Source organism: Streptomyces sp. NPDC028928, from assembly GCF_055564915.1.
On sequence record NZ_JBVHVI010000009.1, the window covers coordinates 356,904 to 378,962 of the forward strand.

Annotated in this window: 17 protein-coding genes; 9 read left to right on the forward strand and 8 right to left on the reverse strand. The window is 72.0% G+C overall.

Going from position 1 to position 22,059, the window contains the following annotated elements; translation table 11 throughout:
• The first annotated feature begins 162 nt into the window (after positions 1–162).
• Both ACZ4U1_RS23515 and ACZ4U1_RS23520 read left to right on the forward strand, forming a co-directional pair.
• Complete coding sequence (locus ACZ4U1_RS23515) at positions 163–1,590, forward strand: ArnT family glycosyltransferase (RefSeq protein ID WP_467905730.1); 1,428 nt, start codon at positions 163–165, stop codon at positions 1,588–1,590.
• A 314-nt stretch (positions 1,591–1,904) separates the two neighbouring features.
• Positions 1,905–4,331 (forward strand): galactose oxidase-like domain-containing protein, encoded by a 2,427-nt coding sequence (locus tag ACZ4U1_RS23520; RefSeq protein ID WP_467905666.1) that lies wholly within the window; start codon positions 1,905–1,907, stop codon positions 4,329–4,331.
• On the opposite strand, the gene ACZ4U1_RS23525 is transcribed toward ACZ4U1_RS23520, so the two are convergent.
• The 4 genes from ACZ4U1_RS23525 to trhA form a co-directional block, all read right to left on the reverse strand.
• Complete coding sequence (locus ACZ4U1_RS23525; protein WP_467905667.1) at positions 4,328–5,038, reverse strand: Mut7-C RNAse domain-containing protein; 711 nt, start codon at positions 5,036–5,038, stop codon at positions 4,328–4,330. The two genes, ACZ4U1_RS23520 and ACZ4U1_RS23525, sit on opposite strands and share 4 nt — an antisense overlap.
• A 33-nt stretch (positions 5,039–5,071) precedes the next feature.
• On the reverse strand, positions 5,072–5,704 hold the full coding sequence (locus tag ACZ4U1_RS23530; RefSeq protein WP_467905669.1) for a TetR/AcrR family transcriptional regulator: 633 nt from the start codon (positions 5,702–5,704) through the stop codon (positions 5,072–5,074).
• Between the two features lie 5 nt (positions 5,705–5,709).
• Complete coding sequence (locus tag ACZ4U1_RS23535) at positions 5,710–7,263, reverse strand: DHA2 family efflux MFS transporter permease subunit (protein ID WP_467905671.1); 1,554 nt, start codon at positions 7,261–7,263, stop codon at positions 5,710–5,712.
• A 92-nt stretch (positions 7,264–7,355) separates the two neighbouring features.
• Positions 7,356–8,069 carry a PAQR family membrane homeostasis protein TrhA gene (gene trhA, locus ACZ4U1_RS23540; protein WP_467905673.1) on the reverse strand — a complete coding sequence of 238 codons (714 nt, stop codon included), beginning with the start codon at positions 8,067–8,069 and terminating at the stop codon, positions 7,356–7,358.
• A gap of 291 nt (positions 8,070–8,360) precedes the next feature.
• Between trhA and ACZ4U1_RS23545 the strand changes: the two genes are divergently transcribed.
• The gene (locus ACZ4U1_RS23545) at positions 8,361–10,184 is read left to right on the forward strand and encodes a phosphoenolpyruvate carboxykinase (GTP) (RefSeq protein ID WP_467905675.1); all 1,824 of its coding nucleotides are present in this window, start codon (positions 8,361–8,363) and stop codon (positions 10,182–10,184) included.
• A 221-nt stretch (positions 10,185–10,405) separates the two neighbouring features.
• A complete protein-coding gene (locus ACZ4U1_RS23550) occupies positions 10,406–12,133 on the forward strand; it encodes an Ig-like domain repeat protein (RefSeq protein WP_467905677.1) in 1,728 nt (575 codons plus the stop codon).
• Between the two features lie 253 nt (positions 12,134–12,386).
• On the opposite strand, the gene ACZ4U1_RS23555 is transcribed toward ACZ4U1_RS23550, so the two are convergent.
• Positions 12,387–12,821, reverse strand: a complete 435-nt coding sequence (locus ACZ4U1_RS23555; RefSeq protein WP_467905678.1) for an SCO4983 family protein — start codon at positions 12,819–12,821, stop codon at positions 12,387–12,389.
• Positions 12,822–12,910: 89 nt separating this feature from the next.
• Positions 12,911–14,122, reverse strand: coding sequence for a pyridoxal phosphate-dependent aminotransferase (locus ACZ4U1_RS23560; RefSeq protein WP_467905679.1), 1,212 nt, complete (start codon positions 14,120–14,122; stop codon positions 12,911–12,913).
• A gap of 126 nt (positions 14,123–14,248) precedes the next feature.
• Between ACZ4U1_RS23560 and ACZ4U1_RS23565 the strand changes: the two genes are divergently transcribed.
• Together ACZ4U1_RS23565 and ACZ4U1_RS23570 are read left to right on the forward strand one after the other, a co-directional pair.
• Positions 14,249–14,974, forward strand: a complete 726-nt coding sequence (locus ACZ4U1_RS23565) for a hypothetical protein (RefSeq protein ID WP_467905681.1) — start codon at positions 14,249–14,251, stop codon at positions 14,972–14,974.
• A gap of 829 nt (positions 14,975–15,803) precedes the next feature.
• On the forward strand, positions 15,804–16,664 hold the full coding sequence (locus tag ACZ4U1_RS23570; protein WP_467905682.1) for a S1 family peptidase: 861 nt from the start codon (positions 15,804–15,806) through the stop codon (positions 16,662–16,664).
• Between the two features lie 7 nt (positions 16,665–16,671).
• On the opposite strand, the gene ACZ4U1_RS23575 is transcribed toward ACZ4U1_RS23570, so the two are convergent.
• Both ACZ4U1_RS23575 and ACZ4U1_RS23580 read right to left on the reverse strand, forming a co-directional pair.
• Positions 16,672–18,282, reverse strand: a complete 1,611-nt coding sequence (locus tag ACZ4U1_RS23575) for an N-acyl-D-amino-acid deacylase family protein (RefSeq protein WP_467905683.1) — start codon at positions 18,280–18,282, stop codon at positions 16,672–16,674.
• Positions 18,283–18,291: 9 nt separating this feature from the next.
• A complete protein-coding gene (locus tag ACZ4U1_RS23580) occupies positions 18,292–19,584 on the reverse strand; it encodes an amino acid deaminase (protein ID WP_467905684.1) in 1,293 nt (430 codons plus the stop codon).
• A gap of 181 nt (positions 19,585–19,765) precedes the next feature.
• Between ACZ4U1_RS23580 and ACZ4U1_RS23585 the strand changes: the two genes are divergently transcribed.
• From ACZ4U1_RS23585 to ACZ4U1_RS23595, 3 genes are read left to right on the forward strand one after another with little or no spacing between them, the layout of a single operon-like run.
• On the forward strand, positions 19,766–20,794 hold the full coding sequence (locus ACZ4U1_RS23585) for a sugar kinase (protein WP_467905732.1): 1,029 nt from the start codon (positions 19,766–19,768) through the stop codon (positions 20,792–20,794).
• Positions 20,791–21,555, forward strand: coding sequence for an IclR family transcriptional regulator (locus ACZ4U1_RS23590; RefSeq protein ID WP_467905685.1), 765 nt, complete (start codon positions 20,791–20,793; stop codon positions 21,553–21,555). Before ACZ4U1_RS23585 ends, ACZ4U1_RS23590 begins: the two co-directional genes overlap by 4 nt.
• Positions 21,552–21,962 carry a RidA family protein gene (locus ACZ4U1_RS23595; RefSeq protein ID WP_467905686.1) on the forward strand — a complete coding sequence of 137 codons (411 nt, stop codon included), beginning with the start codon at positions 21,552–21,554 and terminating at the stop codon, positions 21,960–21,962. Before ACZ4U1_RS23590 ends, ACZ4U1_RS23595 begins: the two co-directional genes overlap by 4 nt.
• Positions 21,963–22,059: the final 97 nt, after the last annotated feature.

A 22,059-nucleotide genomic window follows, 5' to 3' on the forward strand; every position in this document is an offset into this window, starting at 1 on the left:
GTGAGTCGGGCCATAAATGGGGGTGGGGGATTCCGCATGGGGACTGCTGTTGTTCTCCGGCCGGAGGCGGAGAATTCGCAAGAGAACCGGGCCGCGACACGTCGCACATTGTTTCGGCAGGATTATTTCTGGGTTGCGCCGGTAATCATCATCGCGCTCTTGGTGCGCGCGCGGGGAATAGGTGAATACCCGTTTCCCAATGACGACGAAGGCACCTATCTCGCGCAGGCCTGGGCCGTCCGGCACGGGGAACTCGCGCACTACACCTACTGGTACGACCACCCGCCGCTCGGCTGGATACAGCTTTCCTCGGTCTCCTGGCTGACCGACCTGCTCCTGCCCGACCTGCCCACCTTCGTCCAGGGGCGCATCGCCATGCTGCCGGTGGCCGCCGTGACCTGCGTCCTGGTCCACGTCGTCGGCCGCCGCCTCGGCCTGGCCCGGCCCACCGCCGCGGGCGCCGTCCTGCTGTACGCGCTGTCGCCGCTCGCGGTCGTCCTGCAGCGGCAGATCTACCTGGACAACTTCGCCGTCCTGTGGGCGCTGGCCGCGTTCGCCTTCGCCCTCTCGCCGCGCCGCCACCTGTGGCACCACGTCGCGGCCGGCATGTCCTTCGCGCTCGCCGTGCTCTCCAAGGAGACCATCGGCGTGCTGCTGCCGGTTCTGCTGGTGGCGATGTGGCAGGGCAGCCACTCCAGCACCCGCAAGTTCTCCCTGGCCGGCTTCTTCTCCGGCTTCGTGCTGACCGGTCTGTTCTACCCGCTGTACGCCCTGCTCAAGGGCGAGCTGCTGCCCGGCGCCGGCCATGTCTCGCTGCTCGGCACGCTCAGGTTCCAGCTCGGCGGGCGGGAGGGCAGCGGCTCCGCCTTCCAGGCCGGCACCGACGCCCACCAGCTGTTCGCCGACTGGCTCACCCGCGACCCGTACCTGCTGATCGGCGGGGCCGTCGCCGCACTCGCCGCGCTTCCGGTACGGCGGCTGCGGCCCGCCGCCCTCGGCGTCCTGGTGCTCGCCCTGGTCGCGCTCCGGCCCGGCGGATACCTGCCGCAGATGTACATCGTGCAGGTGCTGCCCTTCCTCGCGCTGACCCTCGCCGGGCTCGCCCAGGAGCTGATCGGGCGGCTGCCCGGCCGGCCCCGGCTGCGGTCCGCCGCCGCCCTCGCCGCGGTCCTCGCCGCCGCGGTGGCCGTCGGCCCCAGCTGGTACCACCAGGACCGGCTGGCCACGACCGCCGACGACAACCGCACCTACCGGGACGCCGCCCGATGGCTGCGCGAGACCAACACCGGCGACCGCGACCAGGTCCGCCTGGTCACCGACGGCGTGCTCTGGCTGGACGCCGTCGACGCCGGATACCGGCCCGGCACCGGCGTCATCTGGCACTACAAGCTGGACCAGGACCCGGCGGTCACCAAGACCCTGCCGCACGGCTGGAAGGACATCGACTACGTGGTGTCCACGCCCGCCCTGCGCGGCGAGCGGCAGCACCTGCCCACGCTGCGCGCCCTGTTCGCGCACGGCACGCCGGTCGCCACCTTCGGGGAGGGCGGCGGCCGGATCGACATCCTCCGCATCGGCCGCGCCGGCTGAATCCGGGGGGAGAGTCCCGGGTCGGTCGCGTGGGCTGGGCCTGGGGGGATTTTCCGGGTCGGCCTGTGGGCTGAGTCCGGGGAGCTTCTCCGGGTCGGTCGCGTCGGCTGGGCCCGGGGGGATTTTCCGGGTCGGCCGCGTGAGCCGGTCCCGGAGGGACATGCTCCGGGTCGGCTGTGTGGGCTGGTCCCGGAGGGACATGCTTCGGGTCGGCCGTATGGGCCGGGCCCGGAGGGACATCCTCCGCACCGGCCGCCCCGGCCGGCTGGAGGGCCCGCACCAGAAAGAGGGGGGACCTCTTGCCGTACACCGTCATGCCGTATCGCTCGCGCAGACCCTCCGGAGCCCGGCCCACCCGGACCCGCCTGCTGCTGACCGCGCTGCTGCTCTTCACCGCGGCGCTCGGCCTCGGCCCGCTCGGCGCGCAGAGCGCCACCGCCGCGAGCAACCTGGTGAGGAACCCGGGTCTGGAGGTCCTCGACGGACCGTCCCGGTTCCCGCAGTGCTTCGAGAAGTCGGGCTGGGGGGACAACGACTTCTCCTTCGCCGTCACCGACGACGCCCACAGCGGCAGCCGCGCCGTCCGCGTCCAGCTGACCCGGCGCGCCGACGGCGACCGCAAGACGATGATGCTGGAGAACTCCTGCGCACCGCAGGTCACTTCGGACCACCAGTACGACCTGTCGTTCTGGTACAGGTCGAGCACCCCGGACGTGGCGTTCACCCTGTTCCGGCACGACACCGCCCAGGGCTGGGTCTACTGGACCGACCTCAAGACGCTGCCCCAGTCGGCCGGCTGGGCCCGCACCGAGGTGCGCACCCCGGTCATCCCGCCGAACACCGACCAGATCACCTGGGGCGGCGCCCTGTACGGCGTCGGCACCCTCACCACCGACGACTACGCGATGACCGACGCCACCGTCCCCGCCGCACCCGATCCCTGTACGACGGGCGGCACCGGACCGGAGTGCCGGGGCAAGTGGACCGTGCAGTCCGTCAACTCCCCGGTCCGCGCCATCCACTCGGTGCTGCTGCACACCGGCAAGGTGCTGCTGATCGCCGGCTCCGGAAACGACCGGGACGCGTTCGCCGCCGGCACCTTCAAGACCAGCCTGTTCGACCCGGCGACCGGCACCTACACCGACATCCCCACCCCCGAGGACTTCTTCTGCGCGGGGCACGTCCAGCTCCCGGACGGCCGGGTGCTGGTGGTCGGCGGCAACAAGGACTACGCCTCCCCGGACGGCAGCGTCGGCTACAAGGGCCTGAGGAGCAGCTACGTCTTCGACCCGGCGCAGAACACGTACGTCAAGGCCAACGACATGCTGGCCGGGCACTGGTACCCGTCCGCGACCGCGATGGGCAACGGTGACGTCATCGCGCTCGGCGGGCTCGGCGAGGACTCCGCCGGCACCGTCGTCAACGAGCACTTCTCCTACGCCCGGAACAAGTGGCTGCCGATGGGCGAGGCCAAGCAGGCCTGGTCCTTCTGGGGCCTGTACCCGTCGATGATCCTGCTCCAGGACGGCCGCCTCTTCTACACCGGCAGCCACGTCTTCGGAGGCGGCCTGCCCGGCACCGGCGCCTCCGTCTACGACTACGACGCCGGGACCATCGGCGAGGTGCCCGGACTGCGCAAGAAGGACGAGCGCGACCAGTCCATGTCGGTGCTGCTGCCACCCGCCCAGGACCAGAAGGTGCTCACCATGGGCGGCGGCAACCACACCGTCTCCCCGGACGCCCACCGGCTGACCGACCTGATCGACCTGAAGGCCGGCGCACCGGGTTACGTGCCGGGACCCGACCTGCCGCAGGGCCGTTACGCCGACGGCAGCCCGCAGACCGGCACCCAGGGCAAGGTGTACGTCTCCGCGGTGATCCTGCCCGACGGCACGGTCCTGGAGACCGGCGGCGCCCTGCACACCTACCGCGAGGACCCCGTCTTCGAGGCCTCCCTGTACGACCCGGCGACCAACACCTTCCAGGCGGGCCTGGCCACCGACCCGGTCCCGCGGACCTACCACTCCTCCTCCACGCTGCTGCCGGACGGCCGGGTGCTCAGCATCGGCAACAACCCCGGTGACGGCTCCTTCGACCAACGCGTGTCGATCTACCAGCCGCCGTACCTGTTCAAGGGCGACCGGCCGCAGATCACCTCGCTCGCCGGCACCCGCTGGACGTACGGCACCACACAGCGGATCACCGTCGACAAGCCCGTGGTGAAGGCCTCCCTGATCCGCCCGGCCGCCGTCACCCACTCCTCCGACCCCAACCAGCGCTACGTCGACCTGCCGATGACCGTCGACGGCACCACCCTCGACCTCAGCCTGACCAGCAATCCGAACCTGGCACCGCCCGGCTGGTACATGCTGTCGGTGGTCGACGCGAACGGTGTCCCGTCGGTGTCCAAGTGGGTCCGCGTCGGCTCCGAGGGCCAGGTCGCCGCGGCCCGCGTGCAGTCCTTCGCCGACGAACTCCGGCCGAGCGCCACCCAGGAGACCACGCACGAGCACCACCGGGGCGTGCGGATGGCCGAGGGCTACGACGGCTGCGACCACGCCTACGGCCGCATCGACCAGTGCGTGCCCTGGACGTTCCCGAAGATGCCGCGGGCCGAGCGCTGCGCCTGGCTGCTCGGCAAGGGCTACGGCCGTCTCGAGGTCCACGGCCGCGACCGGCACCACCTGGACCGCGACAAGGACGGCATCGCCTGCGGGAAGGGGGACCTGAGGAAGCGTTAGCGCGCCTTCAGGGCGCGCTCCACGATGGCTTCGAGCTGGTCGTGGTGCGCGCCCTTCCAGTAGGCGCGGCCACAGGCCGCGCACTGGGCGAAGACGTCGTACGAGCGCTGGGTGCCGCCCTTGAGCTGGCCGGCGACCTCCGCCTTGGTGGCCTCCTTCAGCAGGCCGTTGCAGGCGGTGCAGCGGGTCCAGGGGCGCAGGTCGGGGGCGAAGCGGTCGAGGACGTCCTGGAGCTGGTCGTCGGGGCGGGTGCTGTAGACGAAGGCGCCGGCCCACAGCTCCCGGCGGCGCAGCAGGCCCCGGTCGCGGCTGAGCATGACCCGCTTCTCGGCCGCGGAGCGGGCGGCGAGCGCCGGGTCGCCGATGTCCGTCGACTCGTACGCCGTGTCCACGCCGAGCAGCCGCAGCCGGCGGGCCAGTGTGCCGAGGTGGACGTCGAGGAGGAAGCGGAGCGGCGCGCCGGGCACCCGCTGGGGCCGCTCCACCGGCCGGACGACGACGCGCTCGGCCGCCGCCGGGATGTGCGAGGGCGGGACCGAGCGGCCGTCCACGACCAGCGCGCCGACCTCGGTGAGGGGGACCCCGGCGGATTCGATGACATGGCCGAGGCTGGAGACGCCGTCGGTGACGAGCGTCCGGTGCGGCTCACGCTGGACGAACAGGGCCAGTTCGGGGGCGAACTCGACGTGGATCTCGGGACCGTTCACCCGGCCAGGATGTCATGGGATCGGGCCGTGGCCTCAGGGTTTTCCGGTGGGGAGGCCGTGCTCCAGGACGTCGAGGGCGCGGTCCAGCATGGTGCGCAGGTCGTCCTTGAAGTCGTTCTCCGCCCAGGCCATGTTGGCCTCCATCAGGCCGCCGACGAGGGCCATCGCGTAGACGCGCACTTCCAGGCTGTCCGGGGCCAGGCCGAAGCGTTCGGCGAGGGCCGTCCGGAGCAGGCGTCCGGTCTCCGACATGCTCTCGACCATGCGGGAGCGGACGGCGGGGACCTGGACCGCGAGGTGCGCCCGCAGCCGGACCACCTCGGGGTCCTCCGCCATCATCGCGTCGAAGGCCTTGTGCAGCACGTACCGCACCGAGTCCGTCCACGACTCCCCCGCGGGCCGGGCGCGCAGCTCCGCCAGCATCAGGGGGTCGTACTCGTCCGTGAGGACGATGTCCTCCTTGGTCGGGAAGTAGCGGAAGACGGTCGACGGCGACACCTCGGCGCGGTCGGCGATCTGCTCGATCGTCGTGGCGTCGTAGCCCTGTTCCTTGATCAGCGCGTAGGTCGCGGCGCGGATCGCCTCGCGGGTCTTGATCTTCTTGCGTTCACGCAGTCCCAGCTGCGGGCGGTCGGCGGGGGAGAGGGGGGAGCGTGCGGCCGTCATGCCGGTCATTGTCCGGCATCCGCCGTGGTGGGGGCCACGGCCGGGGTCTCCTCCCGTTCCGTGCGCCGGGCGGCGGGTGCGTTCGGCAGCAGCAGCGCCGCGAGCAGGGCGGCCACCAGGGAGGCCGCCGCGCACACCAGCAGCACCAGGGTCATGCCGTGCACGTACGAGGCGTTCGCGGAGGCCGCGAGGTGCGCGGAGCCGGTCCTCTCGGCGACCAGGTGGGCGGCCACCACGGACTCCCCGGCGGTGTCCGCGGCGGCGGAGGGCAGCCCGGTGACGTCGAGCCGGTCCCGGAAGGCGTCCGCGAGGAGGCTGCCGAGCAGCGCGATGCCGATGGCACCGCCGACCTGGCGGAGGGTCATGAGCAGCCCGGAGCCGCTGCCGGCCCGGTCGGCGGGCAGCGTGCCGAGGGCGCCGTCCATGGCCGGGACCACCGAGAAGCCGAAGCCGATGCCCGTGATCGACAGCCACAGCGCGGTGAAGCCGTAGCCGGAGTCCACCGTCGTACGACTGCCCAGCAGGGCGGCGAAGGCGAGCACCACCAGACCCGCGCTGACCACGGCCCGGGCACCGAACCGGGCGACCACCGGCTGGGCGCCCCGCGCGGCGACCAGCAGCCCGCCCATCATCGGCAGCAGCCTCAGGCCGGTGCCGAAGGCGTCGTTGCCGAGGACGGCCTGGAGGTACGGCGGCAGCACGAACATCAGGCCGGACAGCACGAACATCACCAGCGTGGCGGCGACGGTGTTGAGCAGGAAGCCCCGCCGGCCGAGCAGGGTCATGTCGAGCATGGGCCGGACCGCCCGGCGTTCGCGCAGCACCAGGCCGCTCAGGAGCGCGGCGGACGCGGCGAACACCGCCAGCACCAGGGGGTCGCCCCAGCCCCGGTCGGGGGCCTCGATGATCGCGTAGATGAGGGCGCCCAGGCCGGTCGCGGTGAGCGCGGTGGAGAGGACGTCGACCTTCGGGGAGGCCGGGTCCCTGGTCTCGGGGAGCAGGAACACGCAGGCGACGATGGAGAGGGCCGCCATCGGCAGGTTGATCAGGAAGACCGAGCCCCACCAGAAGTGGTTGAGGAGCCAACCGCCGACGATCGGGCCCAGCGGCATGCCGAGCGCGGAGGCGGCGGAGATCAGTCCGACCGCCTTGGTGCGCTCGTCCGCACCGAACAGCGAGGGCAGCACGGACAGGGCGAGCGGCATGATCAGCGCCGCGCCGACGCCCATGACCGCGCGGGCGGCGATCACGGCGTTGACGTCGCCGGCCAGTGAGCCGAATACCGAGCCCGCGAGGAAGACGCCGAGCCCGGCGAGGAGCATCCGGCGGCGCCCGAACCGGTCGCCGAGCAGGCCGGCGGGGAGCATCAGCGCGGCGAAGACGACGACGTACGCGTCCGCCATCCACTGCTGCTGGCCCGTCGTGGCGCCGAGCTGCTCGGCCATGGTCGGCAGGGCCACGTTGAGGATCGTCGTGTCGAAGCCGAGCACCAGCATGCTCGCGACCAGGGCGCCGAGCGCCCACCAGCGGCGAGGATGGGGAGAAGTGATAGCTGCCATGAAATGAGAGTAACTCTCAAAATCATGGAGGTGTCAATAAGTAAGGGCCACGGCTCGGCGGCCGTGGCCCTGGAGGGAGTGGGGAGGGGGAGCTACGCGTGCTGGTACGCCACCAGCGAGATCCCGACGTAGTGGACGACGAACGCGGCGAGGGTGAGGGTGTGGAAGACCTCGTGGAAGCCGAACCAGCGCGGTGACGGGTTCGGGCGCTTGATGCCGTAGATCACGCCGCCGGCGCTGTAGAGCAGCCCGCCGACGACCACCAGCACCAGCACGGCGATGCCGCCCGTGCGCAGGAAGTCGGGCAGGAAGAAGACCGCCGCCCAGCCCATCGCGATGTAGCAGGGGGTGTACAGCCAGCGCGGGGCGCCGACCCAGAAGACGCGGAAGGCGATGCCCGCCGCCGCGGCGCCCCAGATCCCCCACAGCAGCCACTGGCCCTTCCCGTCCGGCAGGAGCAGCAGGGTCAGCGGGGTGTAGGTGCCCGCGATGATCAGGAAGATGTTGGCATGGTCCAGGCGGCGCAGCACGCCGTCCATGCGCGGGCTCCAGTTGCCCCGGTGGTACAGCGCGCTGACGCCGAACAGCAGGCAGGCCGTCAGGGCGTAGATCCCGCAGGCGATGCGGCCTCTGGTGGAGTCGGCGAGGGCGGTGAGCACCAGGCCCGCGATGAGTACGGCCGGAAACATGCCGAGGTGCAGCCAGCCGCGGAGCCTCGGCTTGACCGGATGCGGCAGGGAGAGCGCGACGGGACCGCGGCCGGCGGCCGGCGTGTCCGTGGGCGCGTCGGGAACGGGCGCAGTCATGCGCCGCATGGTACCTACGCCGCCGTAAGTCATTCATCAACGCACGGTCATTCGCCTCGTCCCGGGCCGGTCGGGCAAAAAGTCCTTCAGCTGAATCCAACGTGGACGCAAAGAGTCATGGAAATCGTGTGATTCCTCACGCCGCTCACCTGTGATGCCCTCTGGACAGATGGGCACTAGACTCGGATGATCAAATGAGTGCGGTCGGCACCGGATGAGCGGGCTACGAAGCATCCGGGTCGCGGCCCCCACGGGGCGGACAAACACAAAAACCCTCACTTAGGAGCAATCGTGGCGCGCGACATCGCGGCTCCCACCGTCGTCCCCACCAACCACCAGGAACTGATCTCGTGGGTCAACGAGATCGCTGAACTGACGCAGCCGGACAGCGTGGTCTGGTGTGACGGCTCCGAGGCCGAGTACGAGCGGCTGTGCGAGGAACTGGTCGCCAAGGGAACGTTCAAGAAGCTCGACCCCGTCAAGCGCCCCCACTCCTACTACGCCGCCTCCGACCCGACCGACGTCGCGCGCGTCGAGGACCGGACCTTCATCTGCTCCGAGAAGGAGGAGGACGCCGGCCCGACCAACCACTGGAAGGCCCCCGCCGAGATGCGGGAGATCTTCTCCGGTGAGAAGGGCCTGTTCCGGGGCTCCATGCGGGGACGCACCATGTACGTCGTCCCGTTCTGCATGGGCCCGCTCGGCTCCCCGCTGTCCGCGCTGGGCGTGGAGATCACCGACTCCGCGTACGTCGCCGTCTCCATGCGCACGATGACGCGCATGGGCCAGGCCGTCCTGGACGAGCTGGGCGACGAGGGCTTCTTCGTCAAGGCCGTCCACACCCTCGGCGCCCCGCTGGAGGAGGGCCAGGAGGACGTTCCGTGGCCCTGCAACTCCACCAAGTACATCTCGCACTTCCCCGAGTCGCGCGAGATCTGGTCCTACGGCTCCGGCTACGGCGGCAACGCCCTGCTCGGCAAGAAGTGCTACGCGCTGCGCATCGCCTCGGTCATGGCGCGTGACGAGGGCTGGCTGGCCGAGCACATGCTCATCCTGAAGCTGACCCCGCCGCAGGGCGAGTCCAAGTACGTCGCCGCCGCCTTCCCGAGCGCCTGCGGCAAGACCAACCTCGCCATGCTGGAGCCCACGATCTCCGGCTGGACGGTGGAGACCATCGGCGACGACATCGCCTGGATGCGGTTCGGCGAGGACGGCCGCCTCTACGCGATCAACCCCGAGGCCGGCTTCTTCGGCGTCGCGCCCGGCACCGGTGAGCACACCAACGCCAACGCGATGAAGACCCTGTGGGGCAACGCGGTCTTCACCAACGTCGCGCTCACCGACGACGGCGACGTGTGGTGGGAGGGCATGACCGAGGAGCCCCCGGCCCACCTGACCGACTGGAAGGGCAACGACTGGACGCCGGACTCGAAGACCCCGGCCGCCCACCCCAACGCCCGCTTCACCGTGCCGGCCTCGCAGTGCCCGATCATCGCGCCCGAGTGGGAGGACCCCAAGGGCGTGCCGATCTCGGCGATCCTCTTCGGCGGCCGCCGCGCCACCGCCGTGCCGCTGGTGACGGAGTCCTTCGACTGGAACCACGGCGTCTTCCTCGGCGCCAACGTCGCCTCCGAGAAGACCGCCGCCGCCGAGGGCAAGGTCGGCGAGCTGCGCCGCGACCCGTTCGCGATGCTGCCGTTCTGCGGCTACAACATGGGCGACTACATGGCCCACTGGATCGACGTCGCCAAGGACAAGGACCAGTCCAAGCTGCCGAAGATCTACTACGTCAACTGGTTCCGCAAGAACGACGAGGGCACGTTCGTCTGGCCCGGCTTCGGCGAGAACTCCCGCGTGCTGAAGTGGATCGTGGAGCGGCTGGAGGGCAAGGCCGAGGGCGTCGAGACCCCGATCGGCATCCTGCCGACGAAGGACGCGCTGGACACGAACGGCCTCGAACTGGCCGACTCCGACCTGGACTTCCTCCTCACCGTCGACAAGGAGATCTGGCGCGAGGAGGCCGCCCTGATCCCCGACCACCTCAACACCTTCGGTGACCACACCCCGAAGGAGCTGTGGGACCAGTACCGCGCGCTGGTGGAGCGCCTGGGCTGACCGGTCCCGCCGAAGACCCCACGGCCGGCCAGGATGTGCCCTGACCAGCGATCGTCACGACCGGCCGTGGAACAACCCCGGGAAGGGCCCCGCACAACGGCGTGCGGGGCCCTTCCCGTGCGCGCCCCCTTGCTCACGGGATCTTCACACCTGTTTCATGGGTGCACAGGCGCCTCACCGACGGCGGTGGAGCGCCCGAATTCAGCCTGTGGGGGGCACAGTTGAATACAGCACAGCGACCCAGACGTCTCGCGGCCACGCTGCTCGCCGCCGCACTCGCCGGGACCGGACTGACCGTCGCGGTCGCGCCCGCGGCCCACGCGGCGGCGTCCGACGCCGTGGCCAAGCTGCCGATCTCGTCATACTCGGGCCTGGCCGTCGACTCGGTGCACCAGCGCGTCTACGTCGCCGACCAGCGCGAGACCAACTCCGGCGGCACCGTGGTGGTCTACGACTTCCAGGGCCAGAAGGTCACCACGCTCCAGCACGAGCCCGCGGTCTCGGGCGTGGCGCTCAGCGAGGACGCGGCGACGCTGTACGTGGGCGAGCGCGGCCGTGTCATCGGCTACGACACCACCACGCTCCAGCAGAACGGCGCGTACGCCGCGCCCTACGACACCTGCGGCCGGCAGCTCGCCTTCGCCGGCGGCACGGTGTGGAGCACGGACGCCTACGTCTACCAGAGCTACCAGTGCGACACGGCCTCCACGGCCCTGGACATGCTCACCGGCGGCGCGGTCGACCGCACCGGCTGGAACGACGTCGGCCGGCTCCAGCTGGCCGCGGGAGCCCGCGGGCAGAACCGTCTCCTCATGGGGCAGCCCAAGGAGAGCGGTGCCGCGAACCCGTTCCTCGCCTCCTTCGACGTCAGCGGCGCGACCCCGGTGCGGGACGCCTCCCGCCGGTTCGCGGACGGCGACGGCAAGGGCGCTCTCGACCTGAAGGACATGGCGGTGAGCCCGGACGGCGGCAAGGTCGCCGTGGCCGACGCCGGTGCGGGCACCCGGCTGCTGAACGCCGACCTGTCGGACGCGTCCGGCCAGTACCAGGCGCTGCCCGCCGGAGCGGCGTCCACCGCGGTCGCCTTCAGCGGCGACGGCAGGTACATCGCCCGCGGCGCCCAGGCCTTCGGCAGCACGCCCGACCTGCTGGTGCAGAGCGCCGACCCCACCGACGGCACACCGCCGCTGGAGTTCGCCTTCGAGGGCAGCCTCGACGGCAACGGCGTCGCCCCGCGGGGCCTCGCCTGGTCCCAGGACGGCGCCCGGCTCTTCGCGGTCACCCGGGGCGGCACCGGCCAGGAGTACTGGCTGCACGTCATCCAGCCGCCCGCCGTCCAGTACGACACCCGCTTCGCCGGCGACCTCACCCACAGCCCCGCCGGGGCCGTTGCGGGCGAGCCGCTGGCCGTGCGCGGCCGGCTGGAGTGGGACGGCCCCGCGCCCGCCCAGCCGCTGAAGGTGACCGCCGTACGCAAGGACGCGACCGGTACCCACCAGCTCGGCACGGCGACCGTCAAGGACGACGGCACCTTCACCGTCCTGGACGAGCCCGACCTGGTCGGCGAGGCCACCTACAGCGTGTCCTTCCTCGGCGACCTGACCCACCGCCCCGCCACCGACATCACCCACACCGTGACCGTCGGCAAGGCGCTCAGCGCGATCGCGCTGACCGCGCCGGAGGAGGCCACGATGAGCGGCGGCGTCCACATCACCGGCACGTTCACCGCCCAGGGCAAGTCCCTGCCCGAGCGGGCCGTGCTGACCGTGAAGCGCACGGACCGGCTCGGCACCGGCACCCTGTCGCCGGTGACCGTCGCCGCCGACGGCACGTTCACCGTCGACGACCTGCCGCGCACCCGGCGCGAGGTGACCTACACGGTCAGCTGGCCCGGCGACGACCTGCACACCGGCTCGACGGCGTCGGCCACGGTGTACGTCAGGCGCTGAGCCCGCCGCCCTCCGGTTTCCCGCACCCGGTCCTCCCGGCACCGGGTGCGGGACTCCTCGGCCGGTCGTGCGCGCACTCAGGGGCGCGGGGAACTACGCGAGAACCCACGACGGGCCGGCAGCCGCGGGACGGCACACGCCCCTACGGCGATCAGGCACCCGGGCCCGAGCCGAGCGCGGTGTAGGGCGCCCGGTCCGCGCGTCGCTGCGGTGCACGCGGACCGGGGCCGTTCGAGGGAACCCCCGGAGGGGGTCAGCGGGCGGTGCTGAAAGCCTTCGGCTCGGAAGCCTCCGGTCCGGACAGTGCGGCGGTGTGCGCGTCCATCCGCTGTGCCGCCAGGATCGCCGCCGCGGTGTCGGCGCGCGACGCGGCGACCACCAGGGCGCGGCCGGCGAGGGTGTGCGCGCGCCGGTGCAGGGCGGCGGGGTCACCGGCCGCGGCCGGTGCCGCCCGCAGCGGCGTACGTCCTCCCCGCAGCCGGGCCACCTGCGTCGCAAGGCGCTCCGCCGCCGTGTCCAGCTCGGGGGACGGGGTCAGGGCGCGCAGTTCGTCGGTGACCGCGAGGAGCGCGGCGAGGTGTCCGGCGAGCTGGATGTCCAGCTCCTCCTCGCGCGAGCGGTGCGGGAAGTCGGAGGGGGTGCCGGCCATCGTGCTGTGGACCGACTTGGTGCGGATCGGTTCGTACATGAGTGATGGCCTCCTGTGCTCTGACAGGAAGCCATCCTAGCTTGGATTTCGTCTAAAGTTGAGTCGGGTCACGGAATGAAGTCCGTCGACTACCGCTGGCTGTATCCGTCCAGGAAGTTCCCGATCCGGGTCACCGCGTCCCGGAGATCGCCGACGGACGGCAGCGTCACCACCCGGAAGTGATCCTGCTCGGGCCAGTTGAAGCCCGTGCCCTGGACGACCATGATCTTCTCCTGCCGGAGCAGGTCCAGGACCAGCTGCCGGTCGTCCTTGATCTTGAAGACCTCGGGGTCCAGCCGCGGGAACAGGTACAGCGCGCCCTTCGGCCGTACGCAGCTCACGCCCGGGATCTGCGTCAGCAGCTCGTACGCCGTGTCCATCTGCTCCTTCAGCCGCCCGCCCGGCAGCACCAGGTCCTTGATCGACTGGCGTCCGCTGAGCGCGGCGACCACCCCGTGCTGCCCCGGCATGTTGGCGCACAGCCGCATGTTGGCCAGGATCGTCAGGCCCTCGATGTAGGAGTCGGCGTGCGCGCGCGGGCCGGAGACCGACATCCAGCCGACGCGGTAGCCGGCCACCCGGTAGGCCTTCGACATGCCGTTGAACGTCAGCGTCAGCAGGTCCGGCGCGATCGCGGCCGTCGGGGTGTGTGTGGCGCCGTCGTAGAGGATCTTGTCGTAGATCTCGTCGGAGCAGACCAGCAGGTTGTGCCGGCGGGCGATGTCGGTCAGTCCCCTCAGCACCGCCTCGTCGTACACCGCGCCCGTGGGGTTGTTCGGGTTGATGATGACGATCGCCTTGGTGCGGTCGGTGACCTTGCGCTCGATGTCGGCGAGGTCGGGCATCCAGTCCGACTGCTCGTCGCAGCGGTAGTGCACCGCCGTACCGCCGGAGAGGGAGACGGCGGCCGTCCACAGGGGGTAGTCGGGGCTCGGTACGAGCACCTCGTCGCCGTCGTCCAGCAGGCCCTGCATCGCCATCACGATCAGCTCGGAGACACCGTTGCCGATGAAGACGTGCTCGACGTCCGTCTCGATCCCGATGGTCTGGTTGTGCATCACGACCGCGCGGCGCGCGGCGAGCAGTCCCTTGGCGTCGCCGTAGCCGTGCGCGGTGGAGACGTTGCGGAGGATGTCCTCCAGGATCTCCGGGGGGCACTCGAAGCCGAAGGCGGCCGGGTTGCCGGTGTTGAGCTTGAGGATGCGGTGGCCCGCCGCCTCAAGCCGCATGGCCTCTTCGAGAACCGGGCCCCGGATCTCGTAACAGACATTGGCGAGCTTGGTCGACTGGATCACCTGCATGTCCGTGAGCTTACGGCCCGGTAACGCCTCATGGCCCGTGTTTTCCGCCACGTGAGACACAGAGATTTGCCCGGATATCGACTCTGGCTGTCTCAGGAGTCTCTTGCTTCCCTACAATCCGCTGGCATGTCCACGGAACGGGAGTACGAGGCGGGGGCGTACGGCATGCAGGCGGCGGGCGGCGCGCCCGGCGTCCAGCCGAACGTGTACCACCCGCAGCCGGCTCCGGCCCCCGCGTACGAGCAGTACGCCGACCCCGCCGCCGCGCACGGCTGGCAGAACACCTACGACGACACGCGCGAACTCCCCCCGCTCGCCGAGCCCTCGGAGCAGACCGGGGTGCCGGCTCCGTCCGCCCCGGCCGGGCCGCGCGAGCCCGGCGAGGGCAGGGCCGGCCGGCGGCGTGCCGCACGGCGCTCGGGCGGCCGGCGCCGGGTGGCGGTCGTCGCCGGCGTCCTCGGCGTGGCCGGTGCCGTCGCGGCGTTCGCCGCGCTGGGCGGTTCGGACTCCCCGGACGGCGCGCGTCCCGGGTCCGGCCGGAGCGCGGGCGCCGACTCCGCGCCCACGAGCCCCGACGGGGACACCCCCTCTCCGGGCGCGACCTCCCCGGCCGCCTCCGGCCCCGGCGGCTCCGCCCCGCCCGGCGTCACCTCCCCGGACGCCGGCGCCGACACCGACACGGCGAGCGACGGAACGGACGACACCCCAGGGCCCACGGCCTCGACGTCGGCCTCGTCGGCGTCCGACGCCCCGACCCCGACGGCGACGACCACCACGCCGACGCTGTCGCCGTCCGGCACCTCCGACGTCCCGGGCCGCGGCCGCGGCCACGGCACCACGAAACACCCGTAGCGGCCGAACACCGGCGCCGCCTGGGTCAGGGGTGCCGGCACCGGCGCGGCGAGCGACGGAACGGACGACACCCCCGGGCCCACGGCCTCGACACCGTCTGGAGCGCGGACGCGCGCCCTGAACCCCGGCGGGAACACCGCCTCGCCAGGCACGGCGTCCCGGCTGGTGTCGGCTTCTCGCTGCTTCCTCCCCGGGTGCCGCCCCCGCCGGGGATGCGGGGGTGGGGCGGGTGACGGCCCCGGCGTCGGCTCCGACGGCGAGCACGATTACGCCGACGGTGTCGCCGCCCGGCACCTCCGACGTCCCGGGCCGCGGCGCGGGCACGGCGCCACGAACTACCCGTGGCGCCGAGCGCCGGCGCCGGCTGGAGCGCGGGTGCGCGTCCCCGGGCCCGGCGGGAAGGCGTGTTCCCGGCGGCGTCGGCTCCTCGCAGCCTCCTTCCCGGGCGCCGCCACCGCCGGGTATGCGAGCGGCGGGTCGGGTGACGGCCCCGGCGTCGGCTCCGACGGCGACGGTCAGCGCCAAGGTCCGCGGTTGTCACGAAACACCCGTAGGGTCCGAGCGCCGGGCGGCTTGCCGTCCGGCGCTCCCCATGGCCCGGGTCGCGGGCGCGGGCGCGGTGCCTCTCAACTCCTCTAGGGCAGCACGCCGGTGACGGATTGTTCCGGGCCGCGGGTGGTCGCGCCGTCGGGCGTGCGCACAGGGAAACCCCTATGACCTGACGCGGTGTCTTGTCCCCGCGCCTCTCCGGTGCTGAGAATGCGCATGACAACCGAGTGGGCGACCGGAAGGAACTCCGGTCGCCCCAGTCGTAAGAGGGGACCCCCACGTGAACAAGCCTCTCCTTGCCGCGCTCTCCGCCCTGGCGATAGCCGGACTGGGCGCGACCCCGGCGGTCGCCGCACCGCACACGGCCGCCGAGACCACCGCCCCGCACACCACCAAGGCCGTCAAAGCGACCGTCAGCTTCGCCGGCACCGTCTCGCTCAGCAACTGCTCCGGCTCGGTCATCCGCTTCCCCAACTCCGCGGACACCGACCCGGCGCTCGTGCTGACCAACGGCCACTGCCTGGAGACCGGCATGCCGGGGCCCGGCGAGGTCATCACCGGCCAGTCCTCCAGCCGTAGCTTCGGCCTGCTGAACTCCGCCGGTACCAGGATCGGCACGCTCCGCGCCAACCAGGTCGTCTACTCGACCATGACGGACACGGACGTCACGATCTACCGCACCACCACCACGTACGCGGCGATCAAGAGCACGTACGGCATCAGCCCGCTCACCGTGCAGGACACGCACCCGGTCGCCGGCACCTCCATCAAGGTGGTCTCCGGCTACTGGAAGCGCATCTACAGCTGCAACATCGACGGGTTCGTGTACCAACTGAAGGAGGGTGACTGGACCTTCAAGGACTCGGTCCGCTACACCTCCTCCTGCAACACCATCGGCGGCACCTCCGGCTCCCCTGTCATCGACACCACCACCGGCAAGGTCGTCGCCGTGAACAACACCGGCAACGAGGACGGCGAGCGGTGCACGGTGAACAACCCGTGCGAGGTCGACGCGAACGGCAACGTCACCGTCCGCCAGGGCATCAACTACGCCCAGGAGACCTACAACATCCCGGCCTGCTTCACCACCGGCAACAAGCTCAACCTGAGCGCGGCCGGCTGCACCCTGCCCAAGCCGTAAACACGGTTCACAGCGGCGTACGGCGGACGGACCTTCCCGCGAGGACGTCCGTCCGCCGGCCGTCCTCGACGGCGAACCGGCCGTCGACCAGTACGTACGGGATCCCGGTCGGCAGTGTGCGCGGCTCGGCGAAGGTGGCGCCGGGCGCGACCGTCTCCGGGTCGAACAGCACCAGGTCGGCCCGGTAGCCCTCGCGCACCAGCCCGCGGTCCGGCAGCCGCAGCCGCGCCGCGGGCCGGGAGGTGAGGTGGGCGACGCACTCCTCCAGCGTCAGCACCCCCAACTCCCGCACGTAGTGGCCGAGATAGCGCGGGAAGGTGCCGTACGCCCGCGGATGCGGCTTGCTGCCCCGCAGGATGCCGTCGGACCCGCCCGTGTGCGCGCGGTGCCGCATGATCGCCCGGACGTTCTCCTCATGGCCGACGTGCTGGAGGATCGTCGTACCCAACCGGTCGCCGACCAGCAGCCGACGCGCTGTCACCCACGGCTCCTCGCCGCGCGTCCGCGCCGCCTCCCGCACGGTACGGCCCACGTGGTCGGCCAGCGCCGGATCCGTCACCCCGGAGATCTCGATCGTCTCCCACTCCACCGGCACACCGTGGCAGCCGTCCGAGCCGGTGACCTCCAGGCCGTACCGGATCCGCTCGGCCGTCTCCGGGTCGGCGAGCCGGGCCAGGATCTCCTCCGGCCCGCCCTCGCTCGCCCAGCTCGGCAGCAGTGCGGCCAGGGTGGTGCAGCCGGGGGTGTAGGGATAGGTGTCCAGCGTGATGTCCGCGCCCGCGTCCAGGGCCCGGTCGAGCAGGGCGAGCAGCTCCGGCGCCCGGCCCCGGTTCACGCCGAAGTTCATCGTCGCGTGCGCGAGGTGCAGCGGACAGCCCGCCTCCCGGGCCAGCTCCACCATCTCGGCGTAGGCCTCCAGGGCGCCGGCGCCGTAGGAGCGGTGGTGCGGGCAGTAGTAGCCGCCGTAGGACGCCACCACCCGGCACAGCTCGGTCAGTTCGCCGTCCCCGGCGTACATCCCGGGCGTGTACGTCAGCCCGGAGGACAGCCCGACCGCGCCCTGCTCCAGTCCCTCCGCCACCAGCCGCCGCATCCGGGCCAGCTCCTCGGGGGTGGCCGGGCGGTCCTCCCAGCCGACGGCGAGCGCCCGGACCGTACCCTGCGGGACCAGATAGGCCGCGTTCACGGCGATGCCCCGGTCCAGCCGGTCGAGGTACTCGCCGACGCTGCGCCAGTCGAAGTCGATGTCGTCGCCGTACCCGTTCCAGCCGGTGATGGCCCGCCGCACCTCCTCCAGTGTGCGGTCGTCCACGGGGGCGTACGACAGCCCGTCCTGCCCGAGGACCTCCAGCGTGACCCCCTGAGCGACCTTGGCGCTGTGGTCCGGGTCGCGCAGCAGGGCCAGGTCGGAGTGGGCGTGCATGTCGATGAAGCCGGGGGAGAGGACCAGGCCCTCGGCGTCGATCTCCCGCATGGCGCTGGGGCGTTGGCAGCCCGCCGCCGCGGCCTCCTTGACGATCGAGACGATCCGGCCGGCGTCGATCACGACATCGGCGCGGTACGACGGTGCGCCGCTGCCGTCGACCACGTCGGCGTCCCGGATGACCAGGTCCTCCACACGGGCCTCCTAGAAGAAGGTACGGATGTAGTCGACCACCGTGCCGTCCGCCTCGGCCACCGGGATCAGCTGCCACTTGTCGAAGGACGTGCACGGGTGGGAGAGGCCGAAGCCGATCCAGTCGCCGACCTCGACATCCGCGCCGGGCCCGGTGCGCAGCCACAGGTGCTGGTCGGACAGGGCGGTCACCTCGATCCCGGTCGCCGCACGCTCGGTACCGTCCCGGCGTACCACCTGCGCCACCGGGAGGTCGAGGTCGTAGGCGGCGTCCCGCTTGCCCGCGTTGACGAACGCCTCGGCCGGGGACGGCCGCGACACCACCTGCGCCCACAGCCGGAAAGCGGGCTCCAGCGCGCCCTCCTCGGGCACCCGGTTGAACGGGGTCAGCCGGCGGTAGTGCACGTCGTCGTGCGAGACGTAGGCCCCCGAGCGCAGCAGCTTCAGCACCGGCAGGGAGAGTTCCGGAATGCCGGCGAAGACATCGGCGACGGCGTCGAACCACTCGCTGCCGCCCGCGCTCACCACGATCTCGCCCGCCTCGCCCCCCTCGCCGCCCGCCTTGGCGAAGCGCCCGGCCCGGTCGAACTCCACGGCGAGCGCGACCAGCCGCTCCAGCCACGCCCGCACCCGCTCCGGGGAGGCGTCCGGCACCTGCGCCTCGTACCCCGCCACGCCGACGAGCCGCAGCGTCCCGGTGCCGGCCACCGCGTCGGCGACGGCGCGGGCGTCCGCCTCCGACCGCACCCCGGTCCGGGCCCCCTCCCCGGCGCCCAGCTCGATGACGACGTCCACCGGGCGGGCGGTGCCGCCGAGGGCCGCGTCCATCAGCTCCACCCCGCGCACCGAGTCGACGTAGCAGACGAACCGGAACTCCGGGTCGGCGGCCAGCTCGCCGGCGATCCAGCGCAGGGCGGAGGCGTCCACCAGCTCGTTGGCGAGGAACACGCGCTGGACCCCGAACGCCCGGGCCACCCGCACCTGGTGGGGCAGGGCCAGCGTGATCCCCCAGGCGCCGTGCTCGATCTGGCGGTGGAAGAGCTGCGGGGCCATGGAGGTCTTGCCGTGCGGGGCGAAGGCCAGACCGTGCCGGGCGGTGTACGTCTCCATCAGCGCGAGGTTGTGCTCCAGGCGCTCGGCGGAGAGGGCGAGCACGGGCGTGGTGAAGCCGTCGCCGTCCCGGAAGAGGTTGCGCCGCTGGGCGGTCAGCTCGGCGACGGTGAGGCCGTCGGCATCCGGCGGGAGGCCCTTGAAGCGGTGGTCGACACGTTCCTCGGCAAGGCGGGTGAGCGCTTCGGTGCCCATGGAGCCCCTCTCTCGACCGTTGCACTATCTGCAACGGTCATTGCATGTACTGCTACTGGTGTCTAGCATCTCGCCGAACACCGGGTCAACGGAGCCGTCACCCGGACCTCGACAGGAGTTCTCGACAGGAGTCATCATCGACGACGCTGCTTACGCCCCGGCCGTTGCACAGGCGTGGAAGATCGCGGACGTGGCGACGCTCGGCGAGACCATGGTCACCTTCCTGCCCAGCCGCCCCGGCCGCCTCGCCGACGTCCCCTCCTTCGACCGGGCCATCGGCGGCGCCGAGTCCAACGTCGCCTGCGCCCTGGCCGCCTTCGGGCACACGGCACGCTGGGTCGGCCGGGTCGGCGCGGACGGCTTCGGCGACCATCTCGTGGAGCGGATCGCCGGGTACGGCGTCGACGTCTCCGCCGTCCGCCGGGACCCGCACCGGCCCACCGGGGTGTACTTCCGCACCGCCGGGGACCGGGGCACGGGCGCGCACGAGGTGGCGTACTACCGGGCGGGCTCGGCGGCGTCGGCGATGTCCGTGACCACCGTGGACCTGGCGGCGCTACGGGCCGCACGCGTCCTGCACCTGTCCGGCATCACGGCGGCACTGTCGGAGGACTGCCTGGACCTGCTGCACGCGCTGACGGCCCCCGCCCCGGGCCGCCCCCTGGTGTCCTTCGACGTCAATCACCGGCCGGGGCTGTGGCGGGACGGCGAGGGCGGCCGGGTGCTGCTGGAACTGGCGCGGCGCGCGGACCTCGTGTTCGTGGGGGAGGACGAGGCGGAGCAGGCGTGGGGTGTCACGGGCGGCCCCGACGCGATCCGGAGGGAGCTGCCGGAGCCGGGGACGCTGGTGGTGAAGCAGGGCGAGAAGGGGGCGACGGCGTTCGCACGACGGTGTACGGGCGAGCGCGGAGCCGGCACCTTCGAACCGGCCCTGCGCACAGCCGTCGTGGCGACCACCGGCGCCGGAGACGCCTTCGCCGCCGGATTCCTCTCCGCGACCCTGCGCGGCCTCCCCGTGCGGGACCGCCTCCACCACGGCCACCTCTTCGCCGCCGCCGCCCTCACCACCCCCGGAGACCTCGCCCCACCCCCCGCCCGCGCCCACGCCGACCGCCTCGCCGCCCTGGACGACGACGCATGGGGGAGACTTCGTCTCGGCCCCGGCTGGACGCAGGCCGATCGGGCCCCGGAGGAGGCGAACATCCCATGAGTCAGACCGTCGACCGCGCCCTGAGCATCCTGCCGCTGCTCGCCGAGGGCCCCGCCGACCTCGGCCAGGTCGCCGACCGCCTCGGCGTCCACAAGTCCACGGCCCTCCGCCTCCTGCGCACCCTGCACGAACACGGCCTGGTCTACCGCCAGTCCGACCAGCGCTACCGCCTCGGCGCCCGCCTCTTCGCCCTCGCCCAGGAGGCGATGGAGAACCTCGACGTCCGCGAGATCGCCCACCCCCACCTCGTACGGCTCAACGAGCAGTGCGGACACACCGTCCACCTCGCCGTCCACGAGGAGAACGAGGTCCTCTACATCGACAAGGTGGAGAGCCGCTACCCGGTCCGCATGTACTCCCGGATCGGCAAGCCCGTCGCGATCACCGTCGCCGCCGTGGCCAAGCTGCTCCTCGCCGACCTGCCCGAACCCGAGCGCCGCGCTCTCGCCGAGCGGCTCGACTACCCCCTCTACACCCCCCGTTCGACCCCGAACGCCGACGCCTTCCTGAAGGAACTGGCCACGGTGCGCGAACAGGGCTGGGCCACCGACCTCGGTGGCCACGAGGAGTCCATCAACTGCGTCGCCGCCCCCATCCGCGGCGCCGACGGCCGGGTGGTCGCCGCCATGTCGGTGTCCGCGCCGAACGTGGTCGTCACCGCCGAGGAACTCCTCACCCTGCTCCCGCTGGTACGCCGTAAGGCGGACGCGATCAGCGGCGAGTACTCCGGACGAACCCCAGTGAAGGACCCCACCGTATGACCGACAAGATCGCGCTCACCCCGAAGACCCACACCACTCCGCCCGCGAAGTTCTCGCACGGCGTGAAGAAGGGCAACATCCTCCAGGTGGCCGGCCAGGTCGGCTTCCTGCCCGCCGAGGAGGGCAAGCCCCCGACGCCCGCCGGCCCCACCCTGCGCGAGCAGACCCTCCAGACCCTCGCCAACGTCAAGGCGATCCTGGAGGAGGGCGGCGCCACCTGGGACGACGTGATGATGATCCGCGTCTACCTCACCGACACGGCCCACTTCGCCGAGATGAACGACATCTACAACGCCTACTTCGAGGAGCAGGGCCTCACCCAGCCGCCCGCCGCCCGCACGACGGTCTACGTCGGCCTGCCGGCCGGCCTCCTCATCGAGATCGACGCGCTCGCCGTACTGGGCTGACGTCCCCCCACTCAACTCCCGCACGCACGCGATAGCCGGCACGGCGCGCTCCCGGGCGCCGTGCCGCGATCCCCCCTGCCCGAAAGCAGCATGCATT

Excerpts from the sequence above, each read along its gene's own strand:
- ACZ4U1_RS23555 (WP_467905678.1), bottom strand. The coding sequence starts at position 12,821 with ATGTACGAACCGATCCGCACCAAGTCGGTCCACAGCACGATGGCCGGC.
- ACZ4U1_RS23535 (WP_467905671.1), bottom strand. The coding sequence starts at position 7,263 with ATGGCAGCTATCACTTCTCCCCATCCTCGCCGCTGGTGGGCGCTCGGC.
- ACZ4U1_RS23530 (WP_467905669.1), bottom strand. The coding sequence starts at position 5,704 with ATGACGGCCGCACGCTCCCCCCTCTCCCCCGCCGACCGCCCGCAGCTG.
- trhA (WP_467905673.1), bottom strand. The coding sequence starts at position 8,069 with ATGACTGCGCCCGTTCCCGACGCGCCCACGGACACGCCGGCCGCCGGC.
- ACZ4U1_RS23590 (WP_467905685.1), top strand. The coding sequence starts at position 20,791 with ATGAGTCAGACCGTCGACCGCGCCCTGAGCATCCTGCCGCTGCTCGCC.
- ACZ4U1_RS23560 (WP_467905679.1), bottom strand. The coding sequence starts at position 14,122 with ATGCAGGTGATCCAGTCGACCAAGCTCGCCAATGTCTGTTACGAGATC.
- ACZ4U1_RS23520 (WP_467905666.1), top strand. The coding sequence starts at position 1,905 with ATGCCGTATCGCTCGCGCAGACCCTCCGGAGCCCGGCCCACCCGGACC.
- ACZ4U1_RS23565 (WP_467905681.1), top strand. The coding sequence starts at position 14,249 with ATGTCCACGGAACGGGAGTACGAGGCGGGGGCGTACGGCATGCAGGCG.
- ACZ4U1_RS23580 (WP_467905684.1), bottom strand. The coding sequence starts at position 19,584 with ATGGGCACCGAAGCGCTCACCCGCCTTGCCGAGGAACGTGTCGACCAC.
- ACZ4U1_RS23595 (WP_467905686.1), top strand. The coding sequence starts at position 21,552 with ATGACCGACAAGATCGCGCTCACCCCGAAGACCCACACCACTCCGCCC.